At 38.9% G+C, this 15796-nt stretch carries 16 protein-coding genes and 1 riboswitch; of the genes, 14 read left to right on the top strand and 2 right to left on the bottom strand.

Annotated elements, in window-relative coordinates:
- Nucleotides 1-110 precede the first annotated feature (110 nt).
- Entirely contained in the window at nt 111-626 is a 516-nt protein-coding gene (locus tag G8782_RS03075) for a DUF309 domain-containing protein (RefSeq protein WP_172369435.1), read from the bottom strand.
- 50 nt (nt 627-676) lie between these two features.
- Here G8782_RS03075 and G8782_RS03070 point away from each other — a divergent pair, with 50 nt between their 5' ends.
- From G8782_RS03070 to G8782_RS03015, 12 genes are all read left to right on the top strand, one after another.
- Nucleotides 677-1438, top strand: a complete 762-nt coding sequence (locus G8782_RS03070; RefSeq protein ID WP_246231528.1) for a segregation/condensation protein A — start codon at nt 677-679, stop codon at nt 1436-1438.
- Entirely contained in the window at nt 1431-2042 is a 612-nt protein-coding gene (gene scpB, locus G8782_RS03065) for an SMC-Scp complex subunit ScpB (RefSeq protein WP_246231527.1), read from the top strand. Before G8782_RS03070 ends, scpB begins: the two co-directional genes overlap by 8 nt.
- A complete protein-coding gene (locus tag G8782_RS03060; RefSeq protein ID WP_172369432.1) occupies nt 2039-3037 on the top strand; it encodes a D-alanyl-D-alanine carboxypeptidase family protein in 999 nt (332 codons plus the stop codon). Before scpB ends, G8782_RS03060 begins: the two co-directional genes overlap by 4 nt.
- Nucleotides 3038-3183: 146 nt before the next feature.
- Nucleotides 3184-3915: a pseudouridine synthase gene (locus G8782_RS03055; protein ID WP_172369431.1), complete on the top strand. Its 732-nt coding sequence runs from the start codon at nt 3184-3186 to the stop codon at nt 3913-3915.
- Nucleotides 3916-4015: 100 nt separating this feature from the next.
- The gene (gene resA, locus G8782_RS03050; protein ID WP_172369430.1) at nt 4016-4561 is read left to right on the top strand and encodes a thiol-disulfide oxidoreductase ResA; all 546 of its coding nucleotides are present in this window, start codon (nt 4016-4018) and stop codon (nt 4559-4561) included.
- 12 nt (nt 4562-4573) lie between these two features.
- Nucleotides 4574-6223 (top strand): cytochrome c biogenesis protein ResB, encoded by a 1650-nt coding sequence (resB, locus tag G8782_RS03045; RefSeq protein WP_172369429.1) that lies wholly within the window; start codon nt 4574-4576, stop codon nt 6221-6223.
- Nucleotides 6223-7407: a c-type cytochrome biogenesis protein CcsB gene (gene ccsB / locus G8782_RS03040; protein WP_172369428.1), complete on the top strand. Its 1185-nt coding sequence runs from the start codon at nt 6223-6225 to the stop codon at nt 7405-7407. Before resB ends, ccsB begins: the two co-directional genes overlap by 1 nt.
- A 178-nt stretch (nt 7408-7585) precedes the next feature.
- Entirely contained in the window at nt 7586-8299 is a 714-nt protein-coding gene (locus tag G8782_RS03035) for a response regulator transcription factor (protein ID WP_172369427.1), read from the top strand.
- A complete protein-coding gene (locus G8782_RS03030; RefSeq protein WP_172369426.1) occupies nt 8296-10065 on the top strand; it encodes an ATP-binding protein in 1770 nt (589 codons plus the stop codon). The genes G8782_RS03035 and G8782_RS03030 overlap by 4 nt, the downstream gene beginning before the upstream one ends.
- A gap of 51 nt (nt 10066-10116) precedes the next feature.
- Nucleotides 10117-10623 carry an RNA polymerase sigma factor SigX gene (locus tag G8782_RS03025; protein ID WP_172369425.1) on the top strand — a complete coding sequence of 169 codons (507 nt, stop codon included), beginning with the start codon at nt 10117-10119 and terminating at the stop codon, nt 10621-10623.
- Nucleotides 10624-10629: 6 nt separating this feature from the next.
- Entirely contained in the window at nt 10630-11871 is a 1242-nt protein-coding gene (locus G8782_RS03020; protein ID WP_172369424.1) for a hypothetical protein, read from the top strand.
- Nucleotides 11872-11950: 79 nt separating this feature from the next.
- A riboswitch (FMN riboswitch) is annotated at nt 11951-12084 on the top strand.
- A gap of 195 nt (nt 12085-12279) precedes the next feature.
- Complete coding sequence (locus tag G8782_RS03015; protein ID WP_172369423.1) at nt 12280-12864, top strand: ECF transporter S component; 585 nt, start codon at nt 12280-12282, stop codon at nt 12862-12864.
- 57 nt (nt 12865-12921) lie between these two features.
- On the opposite strand, the gene G8782_RS03010 is transcribed toward G8782_RS03015, so the two are convergent.
- Nucleotides 12922-13173 (bottom strand): 4Fe-4S domain-containing protein, encoded by a 252-nt coding sequence (locus G8782_RS03010; protein ID WP_172369422.1) that lies wholly within the window; start codon nt 13171-13173, stop codon nt 12922-12924.
- A gap of 111 nt (nt 13174-13284) precedes the next feature.
- On the opposite strand from G8782_RS03010, the gene G8782_RS03005 reads away from it, so the two are divergent.
- Together G8782_RS03005 and G8782_RS03000 are read left to right on the top strand one after the other, a co-directional pair.
- Nucleotides 13285-14349, top strand: a complete 1065-nt coding sequence (locus G8782_RS03005; protein WP_172369421.1) for a YpbB family protein — start codon at nt 13285-13287, stop codon at nt 14347-14349.
- Entirely contained in the window at nt 14325-15764 is a 1440-nt protein-coding gene (locus G8782_RS03000) for a RecQ family ATP-dependent DNA helicase (RefSeq protein WP_172369420.1), read from the top strand. The genes G8782_RS03005 and G8782_RS03000 overlap by 25 nt, the downstream gene beginning before the upstream one ends.
- Nucleotides 15765-15796: the final 32 nt, after the last annotated feature.

Here is a 15796-nt window from a genome sequence, read left to right as displayed (position 1 = left end):
CTGCCAGAGCGGGATTGCACTTAATCCCGCCTCTTTTCGCAAAGTGCCTTGTGCTTGTCGGGTCCCACAGGGAAGGATGTAATTGACTCCTTCTGCAGGTAATGATCGAATTACATCCTCCCTTGGCGCTTACGCTTTTCCCGCTCTCTAAGAATATCCGAACGATCCCTGAGCATATGTTTATGGATGACTTCATCGCTTCCGTATGGGAGCAAATCCATTGATGGTTTGATTTCTTTGATTAGAGAATGGAGCTTTGGAGATGTTATTTCAATTGCAAATGTTGAAAACGGCCGTTCGTTGTCAATTTGATGAGATGCGAGCTTACTGTTTTTTACTAGATTTTCAATGTTAATTCCCTCGGAAAAGCTTGGATGCTCTTTGCTAACCTTTTCAAGTCTGCTAATTGCTTTCTTTAATGAGCGTCCGGCACCGATTGTATTTCCTCGACGCCAGTGATACATGGCAGTTGATAGTAAAATATAACCGACGAGCGGATGTTGTTTAGTTCTATCGGTAAATTCTTTCCAATACTCTTCAAGTACTTCATGACATTCAAAAAAGTCTTGATTCTCATTGAAATAAACAATAAAATTTACAAACAATGGGTTGTATAATGGTTTCAATTATTTCATTCCTTTTTTATATTATTAAGTTGATTGGCAGGTGGAGCGGTTTGGGCTATAAAGTGCGACTAGATGTTTTTGAAGGGCCCTTAGATTTATTATTACATTTAATAAATCGTTTAGAAATTGATATCTATGATATCCCCATGTCTGAGTTGACTGATCAGTACATGGAACATATCCAGGCTATGCGCGTTCTCAGGCTCGATGAACTAAGTGAATATCTAGTGTTAGCTGCGACGCTTATTGAAATTAAAAGCAAAATGCTACTCCCGATCCATGAAGGAGAGGAGTTTGGAGACGACACGGATTTCGATATGGAAGAAGATCCGCGTGATGAACTCGTTGCGCGTTTAATCGAATATCGAAAATATAAGGAAGCTGCTACTAATTTAAAAGAAGCAGCTAATAATCGATTAGATTTTTTCACGAAATCGCCAGGCGATGTTGCGCAGTTTGGTGAAATCGTTACTGTTGGATGTGAAGAAAATTTAAATGTCTTTGATTTGATCGGAGCTTTTCAGAAAATGATTGATCGAAATCGATTAAGAGCTCCACTCTCTGCTAGTATAACCAAAACAGAGCTGTCTGTCGGTGAAAAGATGGATGAAATAATGGGACGGCTGGTCGTGAATGGCGGTAGGTGTAATTTTTATATGCTTTTTGAAGATGGAGATACAGGTGAACTTGTCGTAACCTTTATGTCATTACTCGAATTGATGTTAAGAGGTGACGTCAATGTCGAGCAAAGTAATAACTTTGCAAATATAATTGTATCGTACGTGAAAGATGGTGAAGACTCCCATGGATGAAGGGAAAAAATTACAAGGGATGATTGAAAGTTTTTTATTTATAGCTGGTGATGAAGGGTTAACGATGAAGCAACTAATAACCGTTACTGAACATAGTGAATCGGCTGTAAGAGAAGCGCTTGCTAGTTTGCTAGAAAATTATGATGGACAAGACGAAAGAGGCATTACGTTAAAGCAATTCGGCGGTTCATATAGGCTTGTAACGAAGGCTGAATTTGCCGGAGATATTAAAAGATTACTAGAAAATCCATCCCCTCAGTCAATCACTAAGGCTTCTCTTGAAGTGTTGGCGATTATTGCCTATAAACAACCCGTGACACGTATTGAAATCGATGATCTTCGTGGTGTTAAATCGGAAGGTCCGATACATACACTAATATCAAGGGGGTTGATAATGGAAATGGGCCGCTCAGAAGGGACCGGGCGGGCGATTTTATATGGAACGACAAAATTATTTCTAGATCGGTTTGGATTGGAATCGATAGAAGGGTTGCCACCTCTAACAGTGGAAGAGGACGAAAATGACGGAAATACCGATTTATTCATGACACAATTTCAAGAAGCATTCGGGGTTGAAAATGATGGAGGAGGAAACACTACTTGAAACGTGCAATTGCGATGATTTTATTTGCAACAATCGTTTTATTTACAGGCGGAAAAGAAGCCAGTGCGCGTGATGCTTGGGTTGTGATTGATGCTGATACGGGGAGATTGCTCTCGGGTTCGAATGAACATGTTCGGATGCCAATCGCCAGTTTAACAAAAATATGGACAGCATTCACGGTGTTAGAAAGTGGTGCGCCACTTGGAATCACTACGATTTCACCGGAAGCTGCATCCGCCGAAGGATCGTCCCTCTATTTAAAGCAAGGAGTGAGCGCTGACGTTGAAGGGCTGTTATACGGTCTAATGCTTCGGTCAGGGAATGACGCGGCTTATGCGCTCGCTGAACATGCGGGAGGCTCACTTCAAGGGTTTGTCGACCTAATGAATGACAACGCACTTTTATATGGGCTGAATGATACCGTCTTTACAAATCCATCAGGTCTTCACAATGACCTGCACTTATCAACTGCATATGACACGGCTTTAATGATGTACCATGCAATGAAAAATGAGGCCTTCAGAAAAATCGCTTCAACTCATACCTATAATTATCAACTAAATAATGAAAGTTACAGTTGGCAAAATAAACATCGATTGGTGCTTTCAAATGAGACAGCAATTGCTGGTAAAACGGGTTTTACAAAAACGGCGGGTCGTACACTCGTCACGTACTTTGAAAAAGATGGGAAAAAGATTATTGTTGTGACCTTAAATGACGGTAATGATTGGAATACGCATCGACAATTATCTGAAGAAGTTTTTTCAAAATATGAGTTGGTAACGGTCGCAAAAAAAGGGAGATATGCAATTCTTCCAGGGATGGAAGGAGAACTTAATAAACCAATAAAATTGTTATTGAAAAAAGGTGAAAAAACTAGTGTTTCACATATACTTCGCATTCCTCGCGGGGAACACAAGACTTGTATTGGGCGATGGACGGTCTATTTCGATAATGACCCATTGCTCACTAAGGAAATACTGCTTACCAGATAGAAGATGAAAAAGTTATTTCAGTTGAATAATTACGTCGGAAATATGGCGACAGTAGGGAAGACTGACTTATTAATAGGACAGTCTTCTTTTAATTTGGTGTAAAGTATGACATAATTTTTCTCAGTACGTAGGACGGAGTGAACAATATGGAAAGATTGCAAAAAGTGATGGCCCAAGCAGGGATTGCTTCTAGAAGAAAATCAGAAGAACTAATAGTTAGCGGTAAAGTAAAGGTGAATGGTGTAGTTGTTACTGAACTAGGAACACGTGTCTCATCAACCGATCAAGTCGAGGTAGAAGGGATTCCAATCGTCAAAGAAGATAATGTTTATTATCTACTATATAAACCAAGAGGTGTCATCTCAACAGCAAATGATGAGAAAGGCAGAAAAACCGTGGTCGATTTTTTCCCGCATATTGAAGAAAGAATATACCCAGTAGGGCGACTCGATTATGATACTTCGGGTGTTATCATCTTAACGAACGATGGCGATTTTTCATATCTAATGACACATCCGAAATTTGAGATTAAGAAAAAGTATATTGCGAAAGTAAAAGGAATACCTTCAAGGGAAAATTTGCGAAAGCTTGAACGCGGGATAGAACTTGAAGATGGAATGACGGCTCCGGCAACTGTGAAGATGCAATCAATGGATAAGAAAACGCAAACTGCCATTGTTGAAATAACAATCCATGAAGGCAGGAACAGGCAAGTGCGTCGCATGTTCGATGCAATCGGTTGCCCTGTCGATAGTTTGAAACGCGAAGAATTCGCAATTTTATCGACACGGGGATTAAATGCAGGAGAAGCCAGGGAATTAACGGTGCATGAAGTAAAACAATTACGCGTACTTGCCGAAACAGGAAAAATCGGATAAGTGCAGGTAATCTGTTCACAGTTAATTCATTAATAGCAAATGAATGCAGATAATCGTTTGTTATAATGTAATAAGATTATTTGAGTTTGGGGGTTAGAAAATGTCCAAAAATAAACGACTAGCTGCGAATCGGAAAAAGCGGCTTATAATTCGGACAATTGTTCTTTTAGTCCTAGCTGTCGCAATCATATTCGCAATTGTAACACGTGATAAAGTGAAAGTATTAGCTGTTGGCGATAAAGCTCCTGATTTTGAGCTTGTCGATCTGGAAGGGAATAAACATCGACTATCTGATTATAAAGGTGAGGGAGTTTTCCTCAACTTTTGGGGTTCTTGGTGCGGACCGTGCAAAACAGAGATGCCTTATATGGAAAATCAATATAAAGAGTTTGAAGGAAAAGGTGTCCACATATTGGCAATCAATATAAAAGACACCCGATTGAAGGCCGAGACGTTTAGAGACCAATTTGGATTGACGTTTCCAATTGCCAGAGATCCAGACGAGAGTGTTCGACGCGCATACAACGTTATGCCGCTCCCTACTACAATCCTAATCAATGAAGATGGAATTATTCAAGATATAATAACGAGGGGAATGTCGGAAGATGAGATCCGCTCATTAATGGAAAGCATTCAACCCGAATAAGGAGTCTATAATATGAGCAAAATCAAATGCCAGTGCGGTCATGAAAATCCATTTGGCACGGTGCTTTGTGAGCGATGTGGAAGACCGCAAACTGAAGATGCTATAAATAGTAAAACTGTAGACATGCGTTATGAAGGTTCTGCGCGAAGATCCCAGACGTATAAGAGAACAATTATCGATAAAATATGGAACTTTTTTTCGAGCGTTAAAATTGGAATTAGTATAATTGTCGCTGTTCTTGCAACTTCAGCGATAGGTACGATATTTCCGCAAAAATTGTACGTTCCTGTCTCAGATGCTGAGTTAGGAGAATATTATGAGCGATTATATGGCATTTTTGGCGTCATATATTACAAGCTCGGTTTTCATGATATGTATAATAGCTGGTGGTTTATCACGCTAATAGGAATGCTTGGAACTTCTATTATCATTGCTAGTGTTGATAGAGTTATTCCTCTTTATAAATCGCTGAAAATGCAGCGGACGAAACGCCATCCGTCCTTTATGAAACGTCAACGAATCTATGGCAGCGGACAAGTCAATGACGCCGATGATTCTATTAACAAAGCTGCAATAAAATTAAAGGAACTGCGTTATAATGTTAAAATAGAAGACGGGGCAATATTGGCTGAAAAAAATCGTTTTTCAAGATGGGGCCCTTATGTTAATCATACTGGACTAATTATTTTCCTGAGCGCAATTTTACTTCGCGGAATTCCTGGTTTTTATGTCGATGAAACATTGTGGATTCGGGAAGGCGAAATGTTGGAAATACCCGGTGCGCCTGGATATTATATTGAAAATAATGGTTTTACAATAGAAAACTATTCAATAGAAGAAGACGATGAAGTGTTCAGCACGGCACTTGAACGAGTGGGCATGATTCCGAAAAACTATCAGACAGACGTCTCATTATACAAAAATGCTGATGATGCACTTCCGGGTCAAACTGAGAATATTGAATTGGTTAAAGATGAATCAATTATCGTTAACCATCCTTTAACGTTTGATGGGTATAGTGTTTTTCAGATGGATTTCCGTCTTGACGAATTAAAATCGATGACATTTCAATTGACTGAAAAAGCAACTGAAGAATCGCTCGGTGAATTTACGATTGATCTAATAAATCCCGATGATAAATACGAACTGGGTAATGGCGCTATTGTAGAGGTGAAAGAATATTATCCGGATTACGATGGTATCAAGGACGGAGAACCTTATTCTAAATCGCCAATTCCAAATAACCCTGCTTTTATATTCAAGATGATAACACCGGAAAAACCAGAAGGAGAAATGAGTTTTGTTGCAATTCGACAAACACTAGAAACTGAAGAAAATGATTACAAAGCGAATTTTCTGAGTGCTGAAACACGTGATATATCTGGTTTGACGATTCGTAAAGATCGAACACTGTACTTGTTATTGTTTGGTGGAATTGTTTTCATGATTGGTGTTTCGCAAGGCTCTTACTGGAATCATAGACGGATTTGGATTCAAAAAGGCGAAGAAAATGAAATACTTCTTGCCAGTCATACCAATAAGAACTGGTTCGCATTAAGAAAAGAAATTGAGCAAGTACGAGAATACGCAGACTTGCCGCAATATGAGGACCGTGAAGATACAGAGTCCGAATTGGACGACGAGGAAGGGGACTTTAAATAATGGATTTTGCATCACTGAGCTCAAACTTACTTCTAGTCTCATTTATCGCCTATTTAGTTGCTACACTTTTCTTCGGAGGGGCAGTAAAGGGCGCAAAAACAGAAAAAGCATATCAAAATAGTAAATGGGGAACTATCGGAATCACCATTACTATCATTGGATTTCTTACACATTTAGGGTATTTCATAACGCGATGGATTGCTTCCGGGCATGCACCGGTGAGTAATATGTTTGAATTTGTAACTGCTTTTGGAATGATGATCGTAGGGGCTTTCATTTTGCTGTTTTATATGTACAGAACGCCGTCTCTCGGTTTGTTTGCATTGCCGATTGCAGTTGTTATTATCGGCTACGCGAGTATGTTCCCTACAGAAATCACACCGCTTATCCCAGCTCTGAAAAGCTATTGGTTAACAGTTCATGTTATTACAGTGGTAATTGGAGAAGCAATTTTAGCCATTAGCGCAGTCGCGGGACTTGTATTGCTGTTGAAAGTAACCGATTTAACAAAGAAATCTAAACAACGTTTTTGGTTGGAATCCGTAATATTCACTATAGTCTTGGTGGTCGGATTCATTCTTTCATCTTCCATGTTTTCAATTATGGGAAATGAGGCTGAATTTACATACATCGACAAAAACGGGGACCCAGCTAAAATTGAATATATTTATCCACCGATATTCGGTATGAATGAATACGAAGCACTCACGCCCGATGCAATGACGCCGCTATTTGAAATGCCTGCAATCGTCAACGCGAAAACATTAACTACTTTTGTTTGGTCGGTAGCCACAGGAATAGTTCTTTATCTGTTGATACGGCTCATTATCCGTCGTCCGATTGCGACGTTATTCCAGCCGTTCGCCAAAAAAGCGAATACCCGCTTAATGGATGAAATCGGCTATCGCTCAGTGCTAATCGGTTTTCCTGTATTCACGCTAGGAGCTTTGGTGTTTGCAATGATTTGGGCACATGAGGCGTGGTCAAGATTCTGGGGATGGGATCCAAAGGAAGTTTGGGCTCTCATTACTTGGCTATTTTATGCAGCATTCCTGCATTTGCGCCTATCGCGTGGATGGGAAGGCGAAAAATCAGCTTGGCTTGCAGTAATCGGATTTATCATCATTATGTTTAACTTAATTGCTGTAAACTTAATCCTTGCAGGATTGCATTCCTACGCATAATTATATAGAGACTGCATGGTTTACTGAATGTCCATGCAGTCTTTTTATTGTTTTAAAAATTTAAAAGATATATATTGATAATGGATAATAAATTTTATACGCCTAGCGGCATTTGTAAAATGCCTAGTCGCACTTATAAAACGATAATTGAATAGTTTATTGGGAGGAGTAAATGTAAATGGAAGAAAAGGTTTCAATATTAGTGGTAGACGATGAGGATCGGATCCGTCGTCTTTTGAATATGTATTTAACTCGAGAGGGATATACTGTCGATGAAGCCGTCGATGGAGCTGAAGCTCTGTTAAAAGCTAAAGAAAACACTTATGCGTGTATTTTATTGGATCACATGATGCCAGAAAAAGATGGACTTGAAGTATTGAAAGAGCTGCGAGAACAAAAAGATATGACGCCGATTATGATGCTGACTGCGAAGGGTGAAGAATCGGATCGTGTTACTGGCTTTGAAACAGGCGCAGATGATTATATTGTTAAACCTTTCAGTCCGCGGGAAGTGATACTGCGCGTAAAAGCAATATTAAGAAGATCAACTACGATTCAAGGTGCATCAGCAACAACATCGAAAGACCTTGTCGTTTTTCCGCAACTGACAATTGACCATGACGCGCATCGAGTCACTGCCGAAGGTCAAGAAGTGAATTTAACACCAAAAGAGTATGAGCTATTATACTTTTTAGCCAAATCACCAGATAAAGTTTTCGATAGAGAACAACTTTTAAAAGAGGTTTGGCATTACGAGTTCTTTGGCGATCTGCGGACTGTTGACACTCATGTAAAAAGACTCCGTGAAAAACTTAGTCGCGTCTCCGAAAGTGCAGCAAAAATGATTGTAACTGTATGGGGTGTCGGCTATAAATTTGAGGCGATCGAATGAATCGAATATGGAATTCAATAGTCGGGAAGCTATGGGCAACCATACTGCTTCTCGTTACTTTTATTTTGTTTATCGTAACTGCTTTACTTTTAGAGTTTTTAGGGAATTTTCATAAGGAGCAAGCAGAAGATTCACTTGTTAGAGAAGCTACGATGATTGAAAAAATTGTATTAGAGCACGATGATCGCCCATTGATGCCATTACTTATTCAAGATATTTTAGATGTAGAAACAAATGCAATTATAACGGATAAAAGCGGAACAATTATACATTCCTTTCATAATGGATTAAACAAGGAGAGAATCGAAAACAAGGTTCTCTCCAATTCTGCGTTGGCTACTGAATCTCAATCAAAAAAACAAGTATTGAAAGAAATGATGATGCCTTCACTAAAAGAAGAAGGGGTCATCGAACAATATATTTTGCTAGAAACCCCATATACGACAGAATCAGGCGTTCGCGGAACGATTTTTATTTATCAAAGTCTTGATGCAATTAAAGCAACAATGAAGAGAACAACAAATATTGTTTTTCTATCAGCTTTCATTGCTTTTATTTTAACGACTATTTTCGCATTTTTTTTATCGACCAAAATCACCTCTCCGCTGCGAAAAATGCGACAAGCAGCATTGGAATTATCAAAGGGGAATTTTGATACACGTCTGCCATCTCTTCAAAGTGATGAAATCGGACAACTAGCAACTGCGTTCAATCAAATGGGTCGACAACTAAAATATCATGTGGAATTAATTAGTCAGGAAAAAGAACAATTATCAAGTATTTTAACGTCCATGGCTGATGCCGTCATTACATTTAATCGCGATGGTACGATTCTATTAAGCAATCCCCAAGCAGAAAAGCTATTGCAAAAATGGTTTTTCGCAAACGATGCTAAAAGCGAATCTGTGCCTCCGGAACTATTGCATATGCTCGACCACTCAATTACATTTTCAGAAGAGGTAGAGGATGAGTTAGAACTCAATAATCAATTTTATATGATTTCCATCAGTCCTTTGTATAGCGGAGATGACATTCGTGGTGCGGTTGCGGTTCTTCGCGATATGACTGCGCAACACCAGTTAGATAAGCTGCGTTCGGATTTCATAGCAAACGTGTCACATGAACTTCGAACCCCGATTTCCATGTTGCAGGGGTATAGTGAAGCCATATTGGACGGAGTAACGAGAAATGACGAAGAAAGGGATGAAATGATTCAAATAATCCACGAAGAATCCCTTCGAATGGGCCGACTTGTTACGGATTTACTTGATTTAGCAAGAATGGAGTCGGGGCATATGACTTTATATAAATATGATGTTTCCGTTATTCCATTTATTACTCGTATTGCGAATAAGTTTACACAAGTCGCAAGAGAGTCGAATGTAGATTTACTACTCGACTTTTCTGAAGAAGAAATTTGGGCTGAGTTAGATGCAGATCGGATTGAACAAGTGGTAACAAATCTTATTGATAATGCAATTCGACACACCCCAGATAAAGGAAGTGTCACAGTGCGCGTCGAAGAGTATGGGGGCATGTGCAAAATTACTGTTTCTGATACTGGAGATGGGATATCAGAAGAAGACTTACCTTTCATATTTGAACGTTTCTATAAAGTCGATAAAGCAAGAACTCGTGGAAAAGGCGGCACGGGGCTTGGCTTGGCGATTGCAAAAAACATAATCGATTCACATGGCGGGGTGATTACAGCCTCTAGGGGAGTGGAGAAAGGAACCGTAATGACAGTTACGCTGCCTTTGAAGTAAGTGTAACTTTTTGTAAAGTTAGACGACTAATAGAATGAACGGGGGGATTTCATGGACGACTCCGTTTTTAACCGATTATATGATCAGTACCATAACGATGTTTTTCGGTTTCTCATTTATTTAATAAGAGACCGCGACCAGGCCGAAGATTTAATGCATGAGGTCTATGTTAGAGTTCTGAGAGCGTATTCCGGTTTCCAGGGGAAAAGTTCCGAAAAGACATGGCTTTTTTCAATTGCCAAAAACGTTGCGATTGACCATTACAGAAAAAATTCAGTGCGCAGAAAACATTCGCTTGATAAATTCGATTGGGAGAAAAGTGAATTGGTTTCACCAGAAATACTTCCCGATAGTCTAGTTGTCTTAAACGAAGAAATGAAAGAACTTTTGGCTGTCCTTGATACATGTACGGGAGACCAAAAGATGGTCATTCATATGAGGTTCATACACGATCTTTCTATTTCAGAAACAGCAGAAATCCTTGGCTGGAGTGAAGGTAAAGTTAAAACCACGCAACATAGAGCGGTCAACGCTTTACGTAAAAAATTAAGTAGGTGATAACAAGTGACGAATAAGTGGGACGATGAGAAAATACAAAAACTTCTTCAGGGTCTGCCGAATCTCCATGATACTCGTTCCAAAGAAGATGTATTGTCGCGCATTAAACAAGATAATCGAATGCAGAATTTGACTAAGCAAAAACCGGTTCGGAAAACCAAAAGAAACTATATACCAGCATTTGTAGCCGTAGCAGTACTTCTGGTTTTGACATTATTGATTCCATCTATGCTAAAGAACAATAGTTCAAATGATGAGGCGAGTATGATGGTCATGGACAAAGGGAACAATGAAGACATGAATGTTTTCAGCAGTGATGATGCATTTGAAAATGAATCCGAAGAAATGGCTGTAGATGAAATGGATCAGGCGAATGAATTAAATAATGGGATTGATGAAGAAAATACTCCATCTCATTTCGCTGTATATCCCGATGATACAGCGGGATATACAGTGTTTCATTTAGGTCTTGCTAGTGAAGCGGCGTCTAGCATCCCTGTAACATTCCTAATTCCGAACAGCCAGATTAAAGAAGATTTCGGTGATGTAGAACCGAATAGTTTGGATTTGTACATGAAATATGCTGGAAAAATCGATGAAGAAGCTCTAGGATTTTATGATTATCATCCTTATAAAGGTACATTTTCAGTTGATGGGGATGTACTCGTTCAAACATTACCTGCCGGACATGGGTATGACATTGCTTCTGGCACAATCGAGACACATCGAGGCACGCTGCAAGATACATTTTACGGTTTCAAGGAAGTCAGATTTGAAAATGAAGATGGAACTCCTGTTGAATTTGATCAAGTCGGAGAACCGAGTAAACCGATGAAGTTGAATAGCGGTGTAAATCGTTATAATTATTACTTGTTCAAACAATCTGATGGTCAAGAGTTTTTATCGTCGAATTTCTCTAATAGCTATGAAAATCTAGAAACTGCTCTTCAAGAGATGAAAGTTAAACCGAATGATATTTATTTTCCAGTCATTCCAGCAAACCTGAAATTTGAAGTAGTAGAAAAAAATGAACTTACTATCGTAAAGTTTGAGAAACCATTAGACCTCTTATCGATGTCGGCAAAAGAAGCCAATCAGTTAATCGAAGGCATATTGCTAACTGGAGCAAGCTTTGATCAACAAATACAATTTGAAAATATCTTACAGACTGAATGGAATGGATTTAACCTAAGTGAACCGTTACCAATCCCGATCGGGCCAAATGAAATGCCATTTCTAGTAAAGTAAGAAACAAGCGACCCGTAAACAATTGAGTTTACAAGTCGCTTTTTTTTATGTATGATAATGATGTAACAATAAAATATTGATTCATCTTCGGGGCAGGGTGTAATTCCCGACCGGCGGTAATGGAATTCATAGAGTTCCGAGCCCGCGAGCTTACAAGCTGATTCTGGTGCGATTCCAGAGCCGACAGTATAGTCTGGATGGGAGAAGGTGAAGGTACGGTCGTCTTTTTTGTGAATATACAAAAGAGGTGCCTATTTAATGATGGGGAAAACTATTTTGCCTATCAGTATCTTAAATGTGCCTAATGCAACTCCCTAGAGCTTATTTGCTTTAGGGAGTTTTTCATTAAAAAATGGCGGACCGTCCTTTCCTCTTTTGAAGAGAATCGAACAAGGAGAGAGGAAACAAATGAATAGCAATAAGTTACGAAGAATGGTTATAATCGCAATGCTTGGAAGCATCGCGACAGTATTGATGCAATTCAACTTTCCATTGCCGGCACTACCGTCTTTTTTAAAGGTCGATTTTGGCGAAATCCCTGCTGTTCTTGCAGTCATGACATTAGGTCCGGTTGCTGGAATTACCGTGGAACTTATAAAGAATCTTTTACATTGGTTCTTGAGCGGAAGCCCTACTGGGGTCCCGGTTGGTGAAATTGCGAACTTTACAACTGGTGTATTATTCATCTTGCCGATTTACTATATTTTTAATAAGTTCCGCACAGCAAAAGGTTTAGTAGCCGGGCTAATTGCTGGAACAGTTTCAATGGCTGTCGGGATGACACTGTTGAATTACGCTGTATTCCTGCCGATGTACACTTACTTTTTAAATATGCCGCCTGTTACGGGGGATGCGTTGCATGTGATGCTATTTTACGGAATACTGCCGTTTAACTTGATAAAAGGCGCGATTTTAATGGCGCTTACGATTCTATTATTTGCAAGGATGAAAACGTGGATTGAAAAACAACGTACTAAGTTGATGCCAGAATGATCATATATATATATAAGAAGTGCTAAAGCTAGATGTATCTAGCCTTAGCACTTCTTTTTAATCTTCATATTTTAATGCGTCCCCATCAAAGGGAGCATCTGCCACTTTAATTGAATCAGTCGGACATCCTTCAAAACCGTCTTCCATATCTTCCAGCAGTTCTTCTGGAACTTCAACGGTTCCCGTGTTATCATCGAGGATAACAAATGCGATTCCGTCATCGTCATAGTCGTATATATCGGGTGCTGCTGCCCCACAAGCCCCGCATGCGATGCATGTGTCTTGATCGACGATTGTATATTTAGGCATGGTTTCTCTCCTCTTTTCTCCGTTCAAACAAATTAAGTACAGTCTCTATTCTAATGATAATGACAGTTTTTTTCAACATAATACTATTATTTGGAGGGAGGAAATTTTATTTTGGATCTCTCATTTTTGCTGTTAACTATAATTAGCCGCCTTGATGGAGAACGATCGATTTATGCTAGTTATCATCTTTTACGTGGAAAGCGATCTGGCCAAACTTTACAAGATGTTGAGTATTATAGTTTGAAAGGTTTTTTTTGCATATTGCCGAGATTAAAGATTGATGTATTTGATGGGGCTATAAATCATTTGAAAAAAGCCGGGTATATTTCGATTGATGAGGATTCTGTCGTTTACATTACAAAGAAAGGGAAAGAAGTTCTCCATACTTTGCCATTATATCGATTTAATGGATGGGATTATCGAGGAAGAGAACATGTTTTTTTCTCTAGGCTTTCATTAATCGTTCAAACTGCGTCTTATTTCAGGGCTGATCAAAAATCCTTTATGCCTATGCAAAATGATTACGATATTCAATTATTCGTAAAAGAGTTCCTGCTTAAACAAAGAATTCTTGATGAGGAATTTTCCAATCAATTATTTCAAGAACTCCGCAATTCAATAGAACAAAGCGGCATGAATGGTTGTCAAAAAACTATTTTTGTTCATCGTTTAGGCGGTTATAAGCATGCTGGATGGACATGGAAGCAGTTATCGGATGAAATGGGTATAAAACCATTTACGCTTTCTTTGTATTATATTGAGAGTTTACATATGTTGCTGCAAACGATTAGTCAATCTTCAAAGTATCCGCTTTTGACGGAGATAATAAAGAATATTCAAGTGTCGACATACCTGACTGAGTCTACTATTAAAACTAAAGAACTATTTAACCAAGGAATGTCGATGCAAAAGATTTCACAATTACGTCATTTGAAGATGAGTACAATTGAAGATCATTTTGTTGAAATTTCGATTAATGATCAATCATTTCCAATAGAAGAATTCGTTTCTGCAACTGAGATTGCTGCTGTAGTAGCTAAATCATCGGAATTAGGCACTAAAAGATTGCGGTTATTAAAGGAAGAATTCCCGTCACTTACTTACTTTCAATTAAGGCTTATATTAGGAACAGGGTCGAGAGGAGGAGCTAAGTGGATATCAAATCAATCTTGTTGAAAAAATTCGGTTTCGAACATTTCAGAGTTGGACAAGAAGAAGTTATTCGCAATGTCATTTCAAATCGAGACACGATTGCTATTTTGCCTACGGGAAGTGGAAAATCTTTATGTTATCAACTTCCAGCCTATATAAAAAATGGTGCGGTTTTAATAATTTCTCCATTGGTCGCTTTGATGGAAGATCAAGTAGCGATTATGAAAAAAAACGGTGAAAAACGGGTTGTGGCCATAAATTCCTTTCTGGCATATAAAGATCGTCAACGAATTATGAACCGATTAGACTTATATAAATTTATATTCATTTCGCCAGAAATGTTAATGCAAAATAATGTTGCAGAGCAAATCAAGAAACTGAAAATTGCTTTTATCGTAGTTGATGAAGCACATTGTATTTCGCAATGGGGATTTGATTTTAGGCCGGACTATTTGCGAATCGGCGAGTTCCTTAAACAATTGGAAAGACCGAATATATTGGCTTTAACTGCGACGGCTGATAACCAGGTGTTAGGAGATATCATTAACTATTTGCGCCTAGAAACTCCGGCTGTTCATAAACATTCATTGGATCGAAAGAACATATCCTATTCGATGAAGCAAATGAACTCAGAACATGAAAAAACAGCTTGGATACTTGAACGAACTAAAAAGACGGCAGGTCCCGGGATTATTTATGTCGCTTCAAGAAAACGCGCAGATGAGCTAGCTATTTATTTAAAAGAACATGGCATATCAATTGCTTCGTATCATGCAGGAATGGAACAAGAAGATCGTGCATTTATTCAAGAACAGTTTATCACGGGTGAAATTAATTGGATCTGCGCAACGACAGCGTTTGGAATGGGCATACATAAAAATGATATTCGACAAGTTATCCATGAAAATATGTCTTCAACAATTGCTGGCTATATGCAAGAAGTTGGCCGTGCGGGCCGCGATGGTGATTTATCTGCTGCGACTTTGCTATTTACGGAAGAAGATATCGGAAAGACACGGTTTATCGTACAAAATGATCTGCCGACAGAGACTGAAGTTCGACATTACTTCAATCTTATAAAAGAAGGTTCCTCGAAAAATGAAGCGACCCAATTATCAGGAATCAGCGAAACCGGAACACGGATAATCGACTATTATCTCGAGAGGATGCCGATGGAGAGCGCCTTACTAAAAATAAAGGAACAAAAAACAGAGAAGGAAAAACAATTGCAGAATATGTTGCATATCATTAATGGTGAAAATTGTATTCGAAAATCACTTTTAAAATTTTATGGTGAAACATTAGTCGCGGCTCCGGCGTCTTGTTGTTCAGTATGCGGCTTAGGCGAAGAGGACTGGCTATTTGAGATGAAGCGAGGAAATTCGACAAGGCAAATAGTCGATTGGGCAGATAGATTAGCTAGACTTCTGCAAAGTTAAATATCATTCGTTTACTTTTGACGAAAATTTCG

Origin of the sequence: Sporosarcina jiandibaonis (genome assembly GCF_013184495.1) — a bacterium.
Classification (GTDB): domain Bacteria; phylum Bacillota; class Bacilli; order Bacillales_A; family Planococcaceae; genus Sporosarcina; species Sporosarcina jiandibaonis.
The sequence above is the reverse complement of the archived record's forward strand: the minus strand, read 5'-3'. Positions and strand labels throughout refer to the sequence as shown.